At 41.8% G+C, this 18,808-nt stretch carries 13 protein-coding genes; 5 read left to right on the plus strand and 8 right to left on the minus strand.

Annotated elements, in window-relative coordinates; translation table 11 throughout:
* Positions 1–8: 8 nt before the first annotated feature.
* The gene (locus L3V43_RS00400; protein ID WP_010371248.1) at positions 9–326 is read right to left on the minus strand and encodes a DUF440 family protein; all 318 of its coding nucleotides are present in this window, start codon (positions 324–326) and stop codon (positions 9–11) included.
* Between the two features lie 192 nt (positions 327–518).
* Between L3V43_RS00400 and L3V43_RS00405 the strand changes: the two genes are divergently transcribed.
* The 4 genes from L3V43_RS00405 to L3V43_RS00420 all read left to right on the plus strand — a co-directional run bounded on the left by L3V43_RS00405 (position 519) and on the right by L3V43_RS00420 (position 3,317).
* Positions 519–1,316: a crotonase/enoyl-CoA hydratase family protein gene (locus L3V43_RS00405; RefSeq protein ID WP_102057124.1), complete on the plus strand. Its 798-nt coding sequence runs from the start codon at positions 519–521 to the stop codon at positions 1,314–1,316.
* A gap of 111 nt (positions 1,317–1,427) precedes the next feature.
* Positions 1,428–1,796, plus strand: coding sequence for a CidA/LrgA family protein (locus L3V43_RS00410; RefSeq protein WP_102057125.1), 369 nt, complete (start codon positions 1,428–1,430; stop codon positions 1,794–1,796).
* Between the two features lies 1 nt (position 1,797).
* The gene (locus L3V43_RS00415) at positions 1,798–2,478 is read left to right on the plus strand and encodes an LrgB family protein (RefSeq protein WP_237115970.1); all 681 of its coding nucleotides are present in this window, start codon (positions 1,798–1,800) and stop codon (positions 2,476–2,478) included.
* 17 nt (positions 2,479–2,495) lie between these two features.
* Positions 2,496–3,317, plus strand: coding sequence for a mechanosensitive ion channel domain-containing protein (locus L3V43_RS00420; RefSeq protein WP_237115926.1), 822 nt, complete (start codon positions 2,496–2,498; stop codon positions 3,315–3,317).
* Between the two features lie 42 nt (positions 3,318–3,359).
* Here L3V43_RS00420 and L3V43_RS00425 read toward each other — a convergent pair whose 3' ends face one another.
* Positions 3,360–4,256 carry a mechanosensitive ion channel domain-containing protein gene (locus tag L3V43_RS00425; protein WP_069018601.1) on the minus strand — a complete coding sequence of 299 codons (897 nt, stop codon included), beginning with the start codon at positions 4,254–4,256 and terminating at the stop codon, positions 3,360–3,362.
* A gap of 180 nt (positions 4,257–4,436) precedes the next feature.
* Here L3V43_RS00425 and L3V43_RS00430 point away from each other — a divergent pair, with 180 nt between their 5' ends.
* Positions 4,437–5,960, plus strand: a complete 1,524-nt coding sequence (locus L3V43_RS00430) for an amidase (RefSeq protein ID WP_102057127.1) — start codon at positions 4,437–4,439, stop codon at positions 5,958–5,960.
* Positions 5,961–6,032: 72 nt separating this feature from the next.
* Here L3V43_RS00430 and L3V43_RS00435 read toward each other — a convergent pair whose 3' ends face one another.
* From L3V43_RS00435 to cysS, 6 genes are all read right to left on the minus strand, one after another.
* Positions 6,033–8,756 (minus strand): response regulator, encoded by a 2,724-nt coding sequence (locus tag L3V43_RS00435; RefSeq protein WP_237115925.1) that lies wholly within the window; start codon positions 8,754–8,756, stop codon positions 6,033–6,035.
* Positions 8,746–9,345: a chemotaxis protein CheB gene (locus L3V43_RS00440; RefSeq protein WP_045989860.1), complete on the minus strand. Its 600-nt coding sequence runs from the start codon at positions 9,343–9,345 to the stop codon at positions 8,746–8,748. The genes L3V43_RS00435 and L3V43_RS00440 overlap by 11 nt, the downstream gene beginning before the upstream one ends.
* A complete protein-coding gene (locus tag L3V43_RS00445; protein ID WP_237115924.1) occupies positions 9,317–10,120 on the minus strand; it encodes a CheR family methyltransferase in 804 nt (267 codons plus the stop codon). Before L3V43_RS00445 ends, L3V43_RS00440 begins: the two co-directional genes overlap by 29 nt.
* A 15-nt stretch (positions 10,121–10,135) precedes the next feature.
* Positions 10,136–14,305 carry a response regulator gene (locus L3V43_RS00450; RefSeq protein WP_237115923.1) on the minus strand — a complete coding sequence of 1,390 codons (4,170 nt, stop codon included), beginning with the start codon at positions 14,303–14,305 and terminating at the stop codon, positions 10,136–10,138.
* Entirely contained in the window at positions 14,289–16,367 is a 2,079-nt protein-coding gene (locus L3V43_RS00455) for an EAL domain-containing protein (RefSeq protein WP_237115922.1), read from the minus strand. The genes L3V43_RS00450 and L3V43_RS00455 overlap by 17 nt, the downstream gene beginning before the upstream one ends.
* Positions 16,368–17,332: 965 nt before the next feature.
* Positions 17,333–18,712: a cysteine--tRNA ligase gene (gene cysS, locus L3V43_RS00460; protein ID WP_102057128.1), complete on the minus strand. Its 1,380-nt coding sequence runs from the start codon at positions 18,710–18,712 to the stop codon at positions 17,333–17,335.
* Between the last annotated feature and the right edge of the window lie 96 nt (positions 18,713–18,808).

The following is an 18,808-nucleotide window of genomic DNA, read 5'->3' on the forward strand; positions in this document are numbered from 1 at the left end:
CTTTCCGGTTATTGCTTCCAAATGATATGACAAAACGGCGCATCTAAATCTCTGCTAATCAAGATTTTTGCGTACACCTGATCCGAGTCATCAAACTCGATACCGACCAAAACCTGAACGAAGTGCTCTGGTTCTGCTTCTTGTTCATACGCAGTGATGCTCGACCAACTCTCGTCCGGCTCACTTTCTTCAATAAAGCCACGATCTTCGCGATGTTCGTTGAACATATTAATATCGTGTTCTTCAAGATTATCCGGGGCCAACTCAAGGAAGATATCATATGCTTGGTGAGTGGCTTCTTCGATGCTACAAAGTCTCGCTGTCATGGACGCTAGCCTGTTGTTTTAAAGTTGGCGCAATGATAGCAAAATGAGGTAAAACATAAATACTTAGTCGCGATAATCAAACAGAAAATAACGCTAAATGACGAACAAATTATCGGTAAAAGTTGAATGTCACACCGCTTTTGAGTTATTACTCTAAAACTATCGCATAAAACCCGCAGGGAGCATCTCATCATGATTTCATTTTCCGAAGCGAACAACATCGCATTTGTGACCTTATCTCGACCAGAAAAACAAAACGCGCTGTCTGTTGACATGTTTGTTGGTTTAGATAATGCGATAAAGAAAATTAGAAAAAGCAAATCAATTAGGGCTGTCGTTCTCCAAGGTGAAGGCGCACATTTTTGTGCTGGCCTAGATGTAAAAAGCGTGCTGAATAAACCTTCTGGGATCATCAAGCTACTTAAAAAGTGGTTACCTGGCAATGCTAACTTAGTACAAAGAGTCGTACTCGGCTGGCAAACTTTGCCAGTTCCTGTCATCGCCAAGATCACAGGCAATTGTTTAGGCGGAGGCTGTCATATTGCATTAGGTGCAGATATTCGTTTAGCCGACAGCAGTGCGCAGTTTGCCATTATGGAAGCCAAATGGGGACTTTGCCCTGACATGGGCGGCAGCTTACTTTTGCCTGCCACAATGAACAAGGATAAGGCATTGCTAATGACAGTCCATGCACAGCGAATAGACGCCCAGCAAGCACTAAAGGACGGTCTCATTACCGAGATCTGTGATGATGTTGACGCTAGACTCTCAGAGTTACTCTCTCAATTTAGCGCACGCTCGCCAGATGCCATTGCAGCAATTAAGAAAGTGTATAATCGAGCCTACAACCAGCCCGCACGTAAACTATTGTGGTTAGAAACGTGGTCACAAATTAAATTGCTCGCCGCTAAAAATACCAAAATTGCAATGAAGAATGCCTCTGTAGCAGATGATAATAAAAAGCCATTTTTGCCTCGCATGAAGTGGTGACGCTAGATTGAATGCCTGTTTGCCCAAAGTATAATGGTCATCGCAATACGAAAGCGTACAATGAGCCATCATACATACTAGAGCCATTACAGCGCTAAGGATTTACATTTAATGGTACACAGAGCGAAGTTGATATTACAATTTGCACTAGGCTTTGCCATCATTTTAGCGTGCCTCTTCAGCGCTAAGTGGATAATTCAGCTTAGTGCTTTACAGATCCCAGCCGCCCTACTTGGCATGGTGCTTCTTGTCATACTCCTTGCCACAAAAATCATTAAAGTAGAATGGTTAGCCCCCGCAGCAGAGCCCATCTTAAAATACATGGCGCTGTTTTTTATTCCAGCGGGAGTGGGCTTGGTAGAGCATCTCAGTTTGTTTCAATCCCACTGGCTTATGCTACTGTTATTGCTAGTTGGTGTACCAACAATAAGTCTTGTATTGTTAAGCCCTATCGTTAAGAGCATCAAGTTTCGTGATTAATATGATTATGGCGTCAGCGCTTACTGTGCTGTTATTTTTTAGTGCTCGCAAACTATATCAGCGTATCTCCTTACCGATATTAAACCCTGTGCTGATCTGCATTTTGGTCATTTCGGCATTTCTACTATTCACGAAGTTCGACTACAAGATATATCAACAAGCAACGCTACCAATTCATTACTTGTTAGAGCCAGCGGTCGTTGCACTCGCTTACCCTTTGTATAAACAATTTCACCAAATTAAACCGGTATTTTTTGCATTGTGCTTAACCAGTTGGTTGGGTGTTTCACTGTCTACGTTAAGCGCTTTTCTTATTTGCCAGTTTTTCGCAGCCGATCCACAGCTCTCAGCTTCAATGGCGGCCCTGTCGGTTACAACACCAATCACTCTACTCATTAGTGATTATCTCGGGGGGATCCCCGCTATTGCAGCGATTATGGTGATACTAATTGGTGTATTTGGTGGCGTGTTTGGGCTACATATCTTGCACTGGTGTAAAGTTGACCATATGCAAGCGAAAGGCACTGCGCTTGGTGTTGCTTGCCATGCGATAGGCACAGCCGCAGCGATAGAGCATCACCCCATGGCTGGCGCTTTTGCTTCAGCGGCGATGACAATTACCGCCATGATAACTGCACTTTGGGTGCCTTTGTTTTATCATTGGTTGGCTACTCTAATTTAATAACTCGGGATATGACTGTGATCAATCAAGAAATCGAGCAAATAGAACACTATTACAACATTATTCGAGAGTATCTGGTGACGTACAGTTTCCAATTGCTCGCTGCGATATTCATCTTCCTTCTCGGTTTGTGGTTATCAAGAAAGCTGTCTAAAGCGACTGAAAACTTGATGCTAAAACACAATATCGATCCTGCTTTAACCAACTTTATTGGCAATGTGATCAAGGTGCTTATCATTGCCATGTTTGTGATTATTTCTCTTGGCAAGGTTGGCATCAGTATCACACCATTTGTCGCCGCCATCGGTGCAGCGTCTTTAGGTGCAGGTCTTGCACTGCAAGGTATGCTAGCAAATTATGGCGCAGGGCTTGCCATCATCGCTACCCGCCCATTTGTGATTGGCGATACCATCAGCATCAAAGGCGTTAACGGCCAAGTTAAAATGATTGAGCTTGGACATACCACGCTCATCAACGAAGACAAAGTAGAGATCACAATCCCAAATAAACATGTGGTGGGAGAAATTCTCCATAACTCGTTTGCAAACTCTTTGGTTAAAGGTGAAATAGGGATAGCTTATGATGCTGATTATCAAAGTGCATTAACACTTATCAATCAGGTACTCGCTGATAATGCTAAGGTCAGTCAAGACCCTAAGCCGCAGGTGGGGATTGAGGAATTTGCCGACAGTGCAGTGATATTGAGCTACCGCTACTGGGTGCCTACGACTTCACTTATCGAAACTAAATTAGAAGTGAATAGAGCGGTGTTTGCCGCGATTAAAAATGCGGAAATCGAAATTCCATTCCCGCAACGAGTGGTTAAAATCATTCACTGAGTAAACTCAATAACGGCTAGCACCCTAGCCGTTATTCTACCCTCAGTTTTCATCAGGCTTTTCCATAGAAAAGCCACTGCGTAAATGAAGATCGCGCTGTGGAAACGGGATCTCGATTTGATATTTTCGAAAGGCATCATCGATAGCCCAGAGGTAATCAGAAACCAGCGCTGTTGGTCGCTTTACCTGCTCAGGTTGCACCCAAACTCCTAGCGTGAAATTCAAGCTACTATCACCAAACCCTGTCATCCATACCGTTGCTTCTCGCCCCGGCGTATTCAAGGTATATTGGACATTTTTGGCCGCTTCCAATGCGGCACGCTTCACCTTCTCTTTGTCGCTGCCGTAGGCCACCGAAAAAGGAATACGGAAACGACGATATTTATCCGACATTGTCCAATTGGTAATTGTATTTGACACCATTTCCGAGTTTGGAATAAGCAGGTCGACGTTGTCATTTGTACGGATCCAAGTTGAGCGCATGTGAATGGCGATGACTTCTCCCACCACCCCGTTGGTCAGCTCCACAAAGTCCCCAACTTTGACGGTTTTCTCTAGCAGTAACACCAGACCTGAGACAAAGTTATTCACCAGACCTTGTAGGCCTAAGCCAATCCCAACGCCGAGCGCACTGGCAACAAGCGCTAATTCAGTGATCTCTATTCCTAACGCCGTCAGCGCAATAATAAGACCAATAAATAACACGATGTAGTGAATGATCCTGCCTATCACATAGGCTGAGGTATGCTGGATCACCCCTTGTCTTGACGCGAGACGATTAAATGCTAGTCGTAGGATCTTGGAGATCACCAAAGTCGCAACGATCACCGCGATAAATGAGAGTGCTTCTCCCACCTCTAATGAAAATTTACCTAATGAAAATAGCTTTTGGTCAAGCCACGGAATATCTACGTCTATATCTATTGGTGCTTTTATCATGGTTATATTTTTTGTTATCTCGTGAAGTTAAGTGTGTGTGGCTAGCAGCAAAAATACAAGTTTTAAAGACGCCTAAATCATGCTTTGTTCAGGCTACTCGCTTGACCTTTTACAGGGCTCGTGACTAAATAAAGGACAAATAAATAACAACAATACTACTGCGGATTGGTAAAATACGTCATGAAAAAATCCCTACTCGCTTTAACCACTTGTCTCGCGCTTGCGTTGCCAGCTTATAGTCAATCGCTTGCGGACCTTACCACGCTCGAAGCACAAACCAAAATACAAAATCGAACTTTATCAGCAACGCAACTCACTGAGTTTTATTTAAAAAGGATTTCACAACTTGACGACAGTGGCCCTATGCTCAATGCAGTGATCACGCTCAATCCCAACGCTTTACAAGACGCTAAAAAGCTTGATGCCGAACTACGCGCGGGAAAATACCGAGGGCCACTTCATGGCCTGCCAGTTATTGTTAAAGATAATATCGACACCAGGGCGCCAATGGCAACAACCGCAGGCGCGCTCGCCCTGCAACACAACGTCAAAACCCAAGCTGCACCGCTTATCATCCAGTTAGAACAAGCCGGCGCTATCATCCTTGGCAAAGCCAATTTAAGTGAATGGGCAAACTTTAAATCAAGTTTCAGCTCGAGCGGCTACAGCACGCTCGGTGGTCAAACCAAAAACCCGTATGTGTTAGACAGAACACCATGTGGCTCAAGTTCCGGCTCTGCTGTTGCCGTCTCCGCAGGTCTTGCACTGCTCGCCATTGGTACGGAAACTGACGGTTCTATTGTTTGTCCTTCAGCACATAATGGCGTTGTAGGTATTAAACCGACTGTCGGTTTGGTTTCTGGTGAAGGCATTATTCCTATTAGTCATAGCCAAGATAGCGCTGGCCCTATGGCAAAGTCGGTGATGGGCGCCGCCTTATTGCTCAATGCTATCGTTAGCGATGCAAAACAGCCGATTGATTTTACCCAAGGCTTAAATGCAGCCAGTTTCAAAGGCAAACGAATTGCTATCACCAGTCATCTAGGTCAGTTTCCACCAGCAGTTCAAGCGGTATTTGCAAAAGCCGTTGCAACCATGAAAGCAAATGGCGCAGAAATAATTGAAGGGTTAGACTTACCTGAGCTGGAAGCTTTAGGCTCCGCCGAATTGGATATTTTGCTCTATGACTTTAAACATGATCTCAATGCTTACCTTGCCAAGACACCAGAGCAGGTAAAAGTAAAAAACCTAAACCAGCTCATCCAATTCAACCAGCAACATCCCTCCACCATTAAGTACTTTGATCAATATTTGATAGAGGAAGCAGCAAAGAAAGGCGATATCACAGAACACCGATATCAAGAAGCCCAAGCTTTGGTTAAAAAATTTGCCCGCCAACAAGGCATTGATAAAATAATACAAGAACATCGCCTTGACGCATTTATCGCACCAACGAATACCCCAGCTTGGAGTATCGATATCATTAACGGTGATAATTTCTCCGCTTCCTCGTCATCTCCTGCCGCGATTGCAGGATATCCAAGCATTACAGTACCGATGGGTTTTCATCATGAGCTACCGCTGGGTATTTCTTTCTTCGCTGAGGCTTATAGCGAAGCGAAATTAATCAAGCTTGCCTATGCTTTCGAGCAGTTGACTAATGCACGCAAAGCGCCTGAGTTTAAGGCGACATTAACGCCTTAGCAGCACAAATAAAAAGCCTCCGCACCACTGCAGGAGGCTTTCTGTTAAAAATAGCGATAATACCGCATTTCTTTATGCTCCTTTGTATTCAAGGTAACATTTCAGCTCAATTAAACTAGTTGTACATAAGGCCTCAAAATCAGTGATTACATCTGGAGTTGGTAGCTGTTTGTTGCTTTCACACTCTCTTTGTAATTTAGAACTAAGCTGACCAAGCTTTGAGCACCCGAGGTTCATCGCAGCTCCCTTAACTTTGTGAAAAAGCTTAGCCAACTCACCGACATCACCAGAGGTGAGGCAAGACCTTAAATTAGAAATTTCTTCATCAATGCTGCGCTCAAAACTTTTAGATAAGTTACACAGAAGTGCTAAAGGCAAAGAGTTTAGTCTATCAATGTCCAATAACTCAGAGTCTGGTTCTCTAGTCACCTTAGGTGTTGCTTCACACTCACTACTCTCAATTGGTGGTGTGCTAACTTGTTCAGACCGTAGTTTTTTCGAGCACTTCTGCAGACAAGAGACCAAGTCAGCTTCTACAACTGGTTTAGTCAAGAAATCAACCATACCTGCAGCTAAGCATTGCTTTTTATCTGCAACGGTTGCATTAGCTGTCAGAGCCACTATTTGAGGAGCTTGATCGCCATAAATACGGAACACTTCGCGCGTAGTTTGCAATCCATCAAGTACTGGCATTCTCATATCCATTAATATGAGATCATATTGCTTCTCGCAAAGCTTATCTAAAGCAATTTGTCCATTTTCAGCAAAGTCCGCTTTGTAGCCACATGCTCCAAGATAGTGCTTCATAAGCTCAATATTAACGAGATTGTCTTCTGCTACGAGGATCTTTAGTGGATAATTTTCTGCTAAATAAGGTAACTGGTCAATCGCTTGGGTGCTTTCACTATTGGATTCATGGCGATAACCTGCAAACAATGTGCTCATCAAGGCATCATAAAATGCCGATAACCTAAAAGGCTTATATGCTATATGCTCAAAAAGGTTTCGCGCGTTATTAGGTAGCGTTGTTGATGACGAAAATAGCATCATTGGTGGCCCATATATGAGCTTTTCTTTTAATTGCGCAGCAAGCTCAATACCATTTACTTCCGGCATTTGGTAATCAAGAATCACCAAATCTGCTGATTGCGCATCTGACACTATCGCTTCTATATCTAGAGGGTCCTGAAAGGTAGAAACTTTCATTCCCCATAATTCAAGATTGTGCTTAATCACTTCAAGGTTTACTGATAAATCATCTACCGCTACAACGGTCTTCCCTCTTAAAGCAGGGAGTTCACCTTGAGTATAAGGACTGCTTGTTGTTGGATTAACTCTAACGGGTAGAGTGAAAAAGAACTCTGACCCCTTGCCTTGGCGGCTGTTCCATCCAATTTCTCCTCCTAAAGCTTCTACGATACTCTTGCAAATTGCCAGCCCCAGTCCTGTCCCTCCATATTTTCTTGTGGTGGCACTTTCAACTTGGGTGAAAACGTCAAACAATTTATGCTCGCCACTTTTAGGAATACCAATTCCAGTATCTTTTACCGAAAATCTGAGCACGGTATGAGGTAGCTCAACACCTGTTTTAGAGACATGTATTTTTACATATCCCTCTTTGGTAAACTTAATTCCATTGCTAATCAAGTTACAGAGAATTTGAGTAATGCGAGTTTTGTCAGCAATACATGTAACTTGCGCATTAGCTTCAATGTTATAGACAATTTCAAGGCCTTTTTCTTGGGCTTTATTTGCATATAACATGACACAATTTTCAACTAGTTCGTTCAAATCAAAAGAAATATTCTCAAATTCCATCTTCCCTGACTCAATTTTTGAAAAGTCCAAAACATCGTTAATCAAAGACAGCAAATGCTCACCACTATTGTGGATCGTTTGCAAAAAGTCAGCTTGCTTTTTGGAAAGGGACTCTCTTGCAAGTAGGCTCGTCATACCTAAAATACCATTCAGCGGTGTTCGTATCTCATGGCTAATATTCGCAAGAAATGTAGACTTAGCCTGATCCGCTTCCTCAGCAGCGCGGCGCGCGCGTTCTTCTTCGGTGATATCGTCTAGCACCACTAAAATTTGTTGTTGTTCATTGTGTTGAAACTGCTCTAAAGTGATAGTAAAAGTACGCAGTGATGTCCCTTCTTGAGGGCACCATAAGGTTTTAACGAGTCTATTATTGTTCTTTTCTTTTAATTTACTGACTAATGTATCTTGGCTAGCTAAATAGTCGCTCAACTCATTTTTTAGACTACAGTCCAAAGCTGGCTTATTAACCGCTTTCAAATCCGGTAAACCATTGGAAATAAAAATAGCGCTAGGCACTGAATTCAATACTGTTTCATTGAAGCAGCGCCAATATTCTGATTGAGCCATTGTGTATTGTAACTCAATCTCCTTTCGCTTTAGCTCAACAAACACATTCACCTTAGCAAGTAGAATATCTTCGTTAAGTGGTTTGTGAATGAAATCGACTGCACCAAGTTGATATGCCTCAATTAGGTCTTCTCTTGATTGCTCACCTGCTGTGATGAAGATGATCGGTGTGGCAACTAAGGCTGGGTCATCCCTCATTAAGCTGGCCACTTCGAATCCAGACATATCAGGCATGTTTACATCTAACAAGACTAAGAAGATATCAGGGTGCTTTACTAACTTTTTCAATGCTTCATTACCGCTAGCCGCTTCAATACGTTCTGCAGCCACATTTTTCAATAACTTTTGCAGCACAATAATGTTTTCTTTGCGATCATCAACGAGAAGTATTTTCGGTAAATTAGTATCCATGACTTGCTCCTGCAATAAGTTGTGCTATCGAATAGTGGCTAAGTTCAAGATCGATTTTTGTCGTACTTTTTGCCGCACTTACCATCTGCGGGAACTCACAAAGTTCAGGTGCAAGTATAGTTGTTAAGGCGTTGACCTGACTCAGCCCTAACATACCCTGTACACCATCTTCATTGGCACCAGAGAGTAAAATCCCAATTGCTCGATGTTGGTAAACATTGGCAATACTTAAAAACAGATTGTCAATGGCAGGGCAACAGCCATGGATAAGTTCACCAACATCTAATCGAATACAGTGATCCGTTGAAATGCTGATATGTAGGCGTGAGGGGGCGATGTATATGTGGTTCTTTTCTAAGGGCGCACCATCTATTGCAATAGATACAGGGTAACGGATCAAGTTAGATAACGTCTGCTGCAGCGCAAGCCCACCTATTTCACTAGAGTGTAGTACTAAAACCAGCGGCGGTATTATTTCTCCATTGAGTAAGCGACATATAGAAATAAAATCTGACGTCGCACCGGCTGAGCCTCCAATACCAATGACTTGACATACATCCTCAATTTCGTTTGTACACCGAATTTCCACTCGATAACTCCTTAAATTGCCGTGAATTAAGTAACGACTCCGACTCTCCGACAACCAAATATGCGTCTTTTTTCATCGCTTTTGAGATTGTTAACAGCACTTCATCCTGCGCGTGTTGAGTGTAATAAATAAGCATGTTACGGCAAAATACTAAATCAAACTCGCCCTCAGGTAAGGCTTTCGTCACATCACAAACAGAAAAAATAGTATGTTCTGTTAGGGCGGGATTAAAATGAACCACACCAGATTGATACTCAAAGTAATTGCGAAATTCCTGTTTTCCACCAGCGCTAAAATAATTGCACGTAAATTCTTTAAAATCTGAAATTTTGTATATCGACTTCTTTGCGACACTAATCGCCCTCGGACTTATGTCATAGGCAAAGCTGCGTGTGTTCCCCAACATACCCAGTTCAAGCAACATAATATTTGCACTAAGAACCTCTTCACCTGTTGAACAACCAATATGTGCAATCCTATATTGTTTATTGCTATCCCAGTTTTGAGAGAGTAAAGCCCGAAGATATTTGAATACATGCGGTGCCCGAAACATACTAGTAACGTTGATAGTTACTTCGGCGAGCACATCACTACACTCCTTTTCACCAGATAAGATTTTTGGAATCAACTCTGTGATATGCGACACGCCTAACTCGTTTCCAGCTTTAATAATTCGCTGTTGTAAAAAGTCATCAGAGTAACGTACAAGTGCATAACCATTTTTGTATTCCAATGCTCGTACTACAAGACCTATTGAAAACGCATCACTTTGCATTATGCTATTTACTCTCTATTGCAACCAAACATGTAACACTGACATTAAGCGTTTGCTATCAACAGGCTTCGAGATAAAGTCATTCGCACCCACATCAATACATTTAACTCGCTCAGTTGCCATCGCTTTTGCAGTAACGGCTATTATAGGTACTGTTTGCCATCTATCGTTTTCCCTTATCTTTGCAATAGCTTCATAACCATCCATCACGGGCATCATGATGTCCATCATCACCAAGTCAAACTCTTGTTCTGTCATTAACTCTAGCGCTTCTGCGCCATTACATGCCTTGCTTACTTCAATTCCCTCTTTGTTTAACACCTTAGCTAAAGCAAAGGTATTGCGCATATCGTCATCAACTAGCAACACTTTTTTACCCTTTAAGCTATTAGTATTATGTTGATATTGATACAGCAGCTCCCTTTGCATCTCTGGCAACTCAGATTCTAAGCGATGCATAAATAATGTTGTTAATTGAATTAAATGGGCTTCTTGTGCATCTTCAGATACCACAAAATGTCCCTGATACGCCTTGAGTTGTTGGCTCAGGACTTCAGGCGATTGCGCGTTGTATAACAAAACTTTCGGTGGGATATCGTATTCTAATATGGCATCGAACAATTTCATCAGTTGCTCAGACCGAATACTGGTTACGTCGATTAAAATTAGATGGGGCTTAATCTCCTTGAATAGCTTACAAGCAGTGGTAATATCATGACAAGATTCAAGTGCGACGTTTTGCTGTTCAAACACCGTTTGCAACCGTTTCAGTTCAACCAATGACGCAATCATTAAAAGCTGCATAACATGCTGTTGATTTTCAACAGAGATCTGATTAGCAAGCCGCTCAATATCGTCGTCTTTCAATGGTTTATTCGTTATCCCTAAAGCACCAAGCTGAAGCACATTTTCAACATTTATTTCAAGCCCGGTGATGATTTCAACCGGTATTCTCATCGTTTCGGGGTGACGCTTTAACCTTTCTAGCAGACGAACGCCATCTTCGTCTGGCAGACCAACATCCAGTAAAATACCATCAGGTAACATAGACACAGCCAACTTGAAGCCATCCGCCGCACTGTGTGCTAGAGCTGAGTTAAAGCCTTGTTTAGCTACCATCTGTGCAATTATTTTCGCTAACTGAACATTATCCTCTATTACGAGTATTACTTTATCTGCTTTAGAGGGCGCTTCAACAGCTTGCTCTGTTTTAGTCATTCCTTCATTACTCTCTAGGACAGAACCAGCTTGCTCACCAGCTAGCATTGAAGTCGATTCTTCGCCTATCTTACGGGAGATATCTGCTAGATTATCTGACACTGATGAATGCGTTTGCTTTGACGAACGAATATCAACATTACTGGCGCTCCCATTAAATGGTAATATCAGCTTGAAAGTACTACCTTTACCAACTTCACTGTCAACAGATATCAGTCCCCCTAGCAACTCGGTCAACTGTCTTGAAATTGTCAGCCCCAGACCAGTACCACCAAATTTTCGACTAGTAGAGCCATCTTCTTGCTGAAAAGCCTCAAATATTAATGACAATTTAGACGTGCTAATCCCTATACCAGTATCTCTTACAGTAAACTCAAGCGCATCGCCCATATCCTCAAAGGTTATTTGCTCGGTACTAAGAGTGACTTTTCCTTCACTGGTAAACTTAATTGCATTACTCAACAAGTTTTTCAAAACTTGCTCTACACGCTTTCTATCAGAGTTGATAAGCGCTCCTTGGCAATGATCATTAATTTCGAAGTGAATGTTTTTCCCATTTGCCACTGGAGTAAACATTCTTTTCATGTTTTCAAGTAGTAAGTTAACTGAAAATTCCTCTTTAATGATCTCCAACTTACCAGCTTCTATTTTTGATAAATCTAAGATTTCATTGATCAAACTGAGTAAGTCATTACCGCTTTGGTGAATAATGGTTGCAGATTCGACATCTTCGTCTGTTAGCTGCCCACTCTCATTGTTCATAAGGCCTTTTGCCAATAACAACAAACTGTTAAGTGGTGTACGTAACTCATGCGACATATTCGCTAGAAACTCGCTTTTATATTTGCTCGCAAGTTGAAGCTCATCGGCCCTTGCTTCGAGCTCAGCTTTCAAGGTGTTAAGTTTGAGATTTCGCTGCTCTAACTCTTCCTTTTTCTGTTCTAATTCAACGGTTTTCTGCTCTAAATCAACATTACTTTGCTCTAATTTGTCTTGCTTTCGTTCTAAGTCCGCTTGAGTCGATTGGAGTGTTTGCGTTTGCTCTTCCAATAAACAGCTCTGCTTTTGCGTTTTTTCGAGTAGCTCATCCACCTTTTGCCGCGCTTGCAAAATATTCAGCATAACAGCAATAGACTCACTCGATTGAGCGAGAAACTCTTGGATGACCTCATCTTGCTTTTCGCTATATGCAATCTCAATAATACCTTTTAGATCTTCTTCAATTAACAATGGCAAAAAAATGATTTCCGTTGGCTGAGCTTTACCTAAGCCAGAACTAACCTCAATATAGCCTTCAGGTACAGGGCTAAAGGTCACTATTTTCTTTTCTTTCATGACTTGCCCAACTAACCCTTCGCCAACCTCAAATGTATGTGTCGACTGCTTCCTATTGTCAAAAGCATAGCTAGCTTGTAACTGGCACTTATCCTCTTCAACGAGATATATGCCGCCAACACATGCTTTTGTATAGCTCGCAAGATAATGTATTGAAGCTTCAGCCAACACAGCTGTTTTGTCGATGCTACGCAACTCAACATTTAGCTGATTTAGGCCATTTTTAATCCAGCTCTGGGCCCTATTCTCCATCTCGCTCCGTTGCAATGATTCAAGCATGTCACGCAACGCCGATGAGAGTCGATCTTTGGGTCCTCGCTGCTGTATATCAATATTATAATTATGCTTGGCTATCTGGTTTGCCTGCTGCTCAACTTGCTTAAAACTCAAACGCATATCCGACAAAGTTCGAGCGATTAAATCTCGGTCGCTTCTTTGCGAAAACTCCACATCCAGCTCTCCTTGAGCCATCAGTTGTGCTTTAGCTAAAATCGCTTTGAGATTATCAGATACTGTATTTACGGCTGTGGACAATTCATGTAATTCGTCATTGCTTGATAGAGTAAGTCGCTCACCATCAAGGAACCCCTGAGCAAGCTCTTCTGATTTATGTTGAATTGCACCAATAGAGCGGGTGAGAAAACGTGAGAACCCCAGTGCAACAAAAAGAGACAGAAGTATCGCAACCAAGGTGGTTACCCAAATAATATTGAGGATGGCATTTTCAGCATCAAATAAAGCTGTCACATGCTCTTCTTCTTGAATAGACATCATCTGGTCGAGTTCATCGACCGTTAGATTAATATCATTTACTAAAGGGATTGCACGATTCGTTAAAATAAATTGCGCTTTGTTCCAGTTTTTTTTATTCCTTTCCGCCACTATGTTTTTTGCACTATCCACATATATATCTTTGAGGCGTAGAATATTCAACCACGATGCGGAACTGCCCATCGTTGATTGATAGCTAGTATCTATACTGTCAATAACACTGCTAAACTCACTCAGCTTGCTGTAAAGCTCTGACTCGCCACCATCAAAGTCACCAGAGAGATAATAGCCAAGTTGAGTTTCAATTAACGTCGTAATATAGCGAAGGTTAGCGAGTTGAATAGAAGCCTGTTGCGGCACTTTATTCGTGTTAATTAACGTTGACAGACTTTCTTGTAAGCTTTGAGAAGAGGGTTTAAAACTATTTGTAAATAAGTCTTTCGAGGGCGTATTTTCACGACTCCAAGCGATATTCTCGATTTCGTATTGGATCTCCCTAAACTGCTTCAGCTGTGCATTCAATTCGTCGAGTGAAATAGCTATACGACCACTTAACTTCATTTCAGATAAACGTGTCGTTTGCCTATCAATAATCCGCCAAGACTTAGCTCTTTTTGCGATAAAATACTTGCTTTCAGTCTCTATATTCCCCAACAGCATATAACCACGTAGCAACGCGAGAGAAGTTTGTAATTCAGTTTCTATTACACCTAACGATCTGACCATTGGTAGCACATGATCAGAAAGGTACTCTCGCATCGTTTTTACATCTACGGTTTTTTGATAGATAAAAATCGAAGAAAATACCACTATCAATAAAATTGAAGAAAATGTAACGGTAAGTTTATGTGCCAGCGTCATTGATGTTCCCTTTGCTTTGTTCATCCAATACGGATAGGAATGCGGCCTCAGGCATTGGCTTATAAAACAAAAAGCCCTGATACATCTCAACACCAAGCTGAGTCAAAAAAGTAAATTGATCGCTATTCTCGACCCCTTCTGCAACCACCTTCAAATTCAATGCATGTGCCATATTGATGATGGCGGTAGCGATTGCCACATCGTCTTTACTGTGTGGTAAATCATCGACGAAGGATTTGTCGATCTTCAGCTTTTCAATAGGTAGCCTTTTTAAATACGCCAGTGAAGAATAGCCGGTGCCAAAGTCATCTATTGAGATGGTAATACCCCGGTCTTGAAACTCTTTTAAAATGAGCACAGCACTTTCAACATCATGTAGTATTGTTGATTCGGTTATTTCTAACTCAATTTGCTGCGACGAAATATTCCATTCATCCATAGTACTAAACATAAAGTCACATAATCGCGGGTCCAAAAACTGTTTCCCAGAGAGATTGAATGCAATTTGAATCGTTAAGCCGGCGTCTTTACATTTAGCCAAGAAACAACATAATTGCCGAAAAAGTAACTTACCTAGACCAATGATTAGGCCTGACTGCTCAGCGATTGGAATAAAATCAGCGGGCGAAATAAATTGGTTATTTTGATTTCTCCACCTTACTAGAGCTTCTGCTCCTTGAATTGTCCCATAGGCATCAATTTTAGGCTGATAATAGAGCTCAAATTCATCGTGCTCGATGGCATGATGAATCGCTTCCTCTAGTTCTACTCTGTCTTTTAAAGATACCTGTTGCGTAGGTTTGAAGACTCGGACTCTATCACCATCTTGTTGAATTAGACCCGCTAATGCAATTTCAGCATCACGCAAAATATCATGTGAGTATCGATATAAATGCGTATCAAAAACTAACGACGCAGAAAAGCTAATATGAAGCTTTTTTTCACCTGCTAATAAAGGCACCATCATCGTTTCCAATACTTCCTCATTCAGCCATAGCAACACCTCGTTTATAGGAGCAGGGTTTTCTATAACAAACGCTAGTTTATCGTTTGCTACTCTGGCTAAAGTGCTTTGAGGCTGTAGTACACTCGTAACTCTACTTGTAACTTCAACGGCCATGTGATCGCAAAAATGGTGACCATAACTGTCACTGATCAATTTATAGCGATCGATAGAAATCAGCACCACAGCAAAGCTAGTAAGCTGCTTACTTTTCCGCGCTTGAATGTACATATCAAGCTTGTCGAGAAAAGCCGAAGTATTTAGAGTTTGAGTCAGTGGATCCAGTACTTTGCGTTCAGTAATATCACTTATTGAACCGGCCATCCGGTAGGGCTTACCATTATCAAAACGTAAAGCGGAACCGCGCATCAACAACCACCTAAATGCGCCGCTTTTATTTTGCATTCGACATTCATATTCAAAGTAGTCTGTCACTCCAGACAAATGTGCACGCAAGGCTCGTTTAAAACCAAGCATGTCATCGTCATGTAAGCGCGTTACAAATGTGGAAAAATCTGGCTCTACTTCGCCCTCTTCTAGCCCTAATATCTGTTTCCATCTAGCGGAAAGGTAAATCTCATCTGTGGTAATAAACCAGTCCCACAGAGCATCATGTGCTCCTTTTGCTGCAAGCGCGAAGCGTTCATTTGCAACATCAACATCCTGCTTTAGTCTCTTAATAGTCAAAATGGTACCAATACGAGCCATTAGTACCTGAATGTTTATAGGTTTAGCTACAAAGTCGTTAGCTCCTAATTCTAAACACTTCACAACATTGTTAGTCTCATCATCACCGCTAATCATGACAACAGGCAGTGAAATAGCAGAGTGTTTTGCTCGTATAGAAGTAAGTACTTCGACCCCTGATCCATCTGGTAGACCAATATCCATCAGAACAATATCAAAACGATTTTTTGCCAGACAATCATACGCCATAGCAACACTGTCTCCAGCGACAATCTGCTCAAATTCATATATTTTTAAGCATTCGACAATTAACTCTCGGCTTACGAGGTCATCATCAATAACTAAAATGCTCACTTTTTTGTAATCTGGCATAATCCTTCTAACATCCTTAATTCGTAATGCTCAGAGTGATCAACATTAGACTTGCGTTAAATTCACTTCCAATAGCCAGCTATTGGTGCGTAAACTCGCCTTGCCATCTCAAAAACTCCTTGGTTAGATAAGGAAATAATTTAATATACATTTAAAAACAATGAGTTAACTCATTTCTTACCCAAGCCTAGAGTTAGTTATCTAACTTCCCGCGATTCTAACTTCAAAGATGAGCATATTGAGATCCCCAATACTATTATTAGAGATTAGTCTAAAAAGTGTATGTTGATAAATATTTAACCAACTAAGTCCGCAAGCTTTAACTGCTGATGAAAGAGTTGGTTGTCCTCTTTCCAATATAGATATGAACTATCTAACGATAGTTAAGTACATAGTATCTTTGTACGAGGGTGCTAATATCTCCGCCTCGAATGTAGAGGAAAAAGATAAAATACTTTGTGAAAATATTAGAAGTGAGTTTTAGTTAAAGGCTGTGATAGGGCCTGTTTATCCTGCAAGTTTGTTTTTGCAGCAGTTTGATTGGTATTTTACAAGACAGAGCCTGCGTAGCATAGCTATTCCATGTGAGTCAGGCGACAAAGACTTTGTGCTCCTACAAAGTTACCTTACCCCACATCCTTGTGGGGTAACACAGAAAAATGCCAATTTAGCGCAGTCTTTTGGGTTCACCTGAGTCCGCTTTGTTCATTGTTGCTCAACTTTTGCCTAGATTACTAGGCGGTAAGTCGAGTGTCGCGATCAAAACACACTCAGGAGAACAAAAATCGAACAGAAAAGATGAACAGGCCCAAGAGAATAGTTCGAATGACATCAGCCTATTTGATTACATAGATCAGCATAATACTAGAGGCTACTTATCTCGCAATTTTTTAATAACCCTACTCCAGCGCCCTGTGTCACCAAGACAGCTAGAGCGGCTATTCATTAGCCTAAACTACGGTTAATTAAGCTTTACGCCAAGTTGTTTTGCCCGCGCTATCTTCTAACACAACGCCTAAAGCAGTTAGCGCATCACGCGCTTCATCCGCTGCAGCCCAATCTTTATTTTCACGAGCGCTGCGGCGCTTTTCAATCAATGCTTCAATTTGCGCTACTTCGTCGTCGTCTTGTTCACCTTGTAAGAAAGATTCAGGGTCTTGTTGCGCAATACCTAAGACTTCCGCGAGTTTCACAAGAATAAATGCATGCTCACCTGCAGCTTCTGCGTCACTCTCTTTTAAGCGATTCACTTCTTTTGATAATTCAAAAATCACTGGCAGTGCTTCTGGCGTGTTAAAGTCGTCGTTCATTGCTGTCTCAAAACGTTCAGCGTAAACATTACCTTTAAGCTCGACTTCCACCAGCTCAACGCCACGTAGCGCAGTGTAAATACGCTCAAGCGACGAACGTGCTTGTTCAAGGTTTTCTTGTGAATAGTTTAGCTGGCTACGATAATGACCATTGATCAAGAAATAGCGTACTGTTTCTCTATCAAAAGCTTTTAGCACTTCACGTACGGTAAAGAAATTGCCAAGAGACTTAGACATTTTCTCTTTGTTAACTTGTACCATGCCGGTGTGGATCCAGGTGTTCACATAACGGCCATTATTTGCGCAGCAAGATTGGGCAATCTCGTTTTCATGGTGCGGGAATTGCAAATCTGAACCCCCACCGTGAATATCAAAAAATTCACCCAAATGCTTTGAACTCATTGCGCTACATTCAATGTGCCAACCCGGACGACCTTCGCCCCACGGAGATTGCCACGCAGGCTCACCCGCTTTGGCTTTTTTCCACAATACAAAGTCGAGTGGATCATCTTTGTCTTGTGCGACCTCAACGCGTGCGCCCGCTTGTAGCATTTCTAAATCTTGCTGAGATAACTGACCATATTGCTCAAACGTTGAGACATCAAACAATACATCCCCATCCTTCGCAACGTAAGCATGGCCTTTTTCAATCAAGCGCGCGATCATCTCGATGATTTCATCCATATGCCCTGTTACCGTCGGCTCAATATCCGCAGGTAGCATATTCAACGCAGTAAAGTCTTCATGCATGGCTTTGGTCATGCGAACGGTTAGATCATTAATCGACTCTTTGTTTTCCGCGGCGCGTTTAATGATTTTGTCATCCACGTCAGTAATATTACGCACATACGTGACGTCATAACCTAAATAACGTAAATAACGGTTCATTACGTCAAATGAAACGTAAGTGCGTGCGTGTCCTACATGACAGAAATCATAGATAGTGATACCACACACGTACATATCAACCTTGCCTTCTTTGAGCGGTTTAAAAGGGGCTTTTTGGCGAGTGAGTGTGTTGAAAATCTGCAACATGTAGTTTTCTTCCTAAGTACGGTTCATTTTTTAACAAAAGTGCTTTTAATCATACCACCTGCATAGCAGCGCCTCTAGATTTTAATAACAAATTAC

Origin of the sequence: Pseudoalteromonas sp. L23 (assembly GCF_021728455.1) — a bacterium.
Lineage (GTDB): Bacteria > Pseudomonadota > Gammaproteobacteria > Enterobacterales > Alteromonadaceae > Pseudoalteromonas.

Excerpts from the sequence above, each read along its gene's own strand:
- L3V43_RS00405 (WP_102057124.1), top strand. The coding sequence starts at position 519 with ATGATTTCATTTTCCGAAGCGAACAACATCGCATTTGTGACCTTATCT.
- L3V43_RS00450 (WP_237115923.1), bottom strand. The coding sequence starts at position 14,305 with ATGACGCTGGCACATAAACTTACCGTTACATTTTCTTCAATTTTATTG.
- cysS (WP_102057128.1), bottom strand. The coding sequence starts at position 18,712 with ATGTTGCAGATTTTCAACACACTCACTCGCCAAAAAGCCCCTTTTAAA.
- L3V43_RS00430 (WP_102057127.1), top strand. The coding sequence starts at position 4,437 with ATGAAAAAATCCCTACTCGCTTTAACCACTTGTCTCGCGCTTGCGTTG.
- L3V43_RS00415 (WP_237115970.1), top strand. The coding sequence starts at position 1,798 with ATGATTATGGCGTCAGCGCTTACTGTGCTGTTATTTTTTAGTGCTCGC.
- L3V43_RS00400 (WP_010371248.1), bottom strand. The coding sequence starts at position 326 with ATGACAGCGAGACTTTGTAGCATCGAAGAAGCCACTCACCAAGCATAT.
- L3V43_RS00455 (WP_237115922.1), bottom strand. The coding sequence starts at position 16,367 with ATGCCAGATTACAAAAAAGTGAGCATTTTAGTTATTGATGATGACCTC.
- L3V43_RS00445 (WP_237115924.1), bottom strand. The coding sequence starts at position 10,120 with ATGCAAAGTGATGCGTTTTCAATAGGTCTTGTAGTACGAGCATTGGAA.
- L3V43_RS00425 (WP_069018601.1), bottom strand. The coding sequence starts at position 4,256 with ATGATAAAAGCACCAATAGATATAGACGTAGATATTCCGTGGCTTGAC.
- L3V43_RS00410 (WP_102057125.1), top strand. The coding sequence starts at position 1,428 with ATGGTACACAGAGCGAAGTTGATATTACAATTTGCACTAGGCTTTGCC.
- L3V43_RS00435 (WP_237115925.1), bottom strand. The coding sequence starts at position 8,756 with ATGGATACTAATTTACCGAAAATACTTCTCGTTGATGATCGCAAAGAA.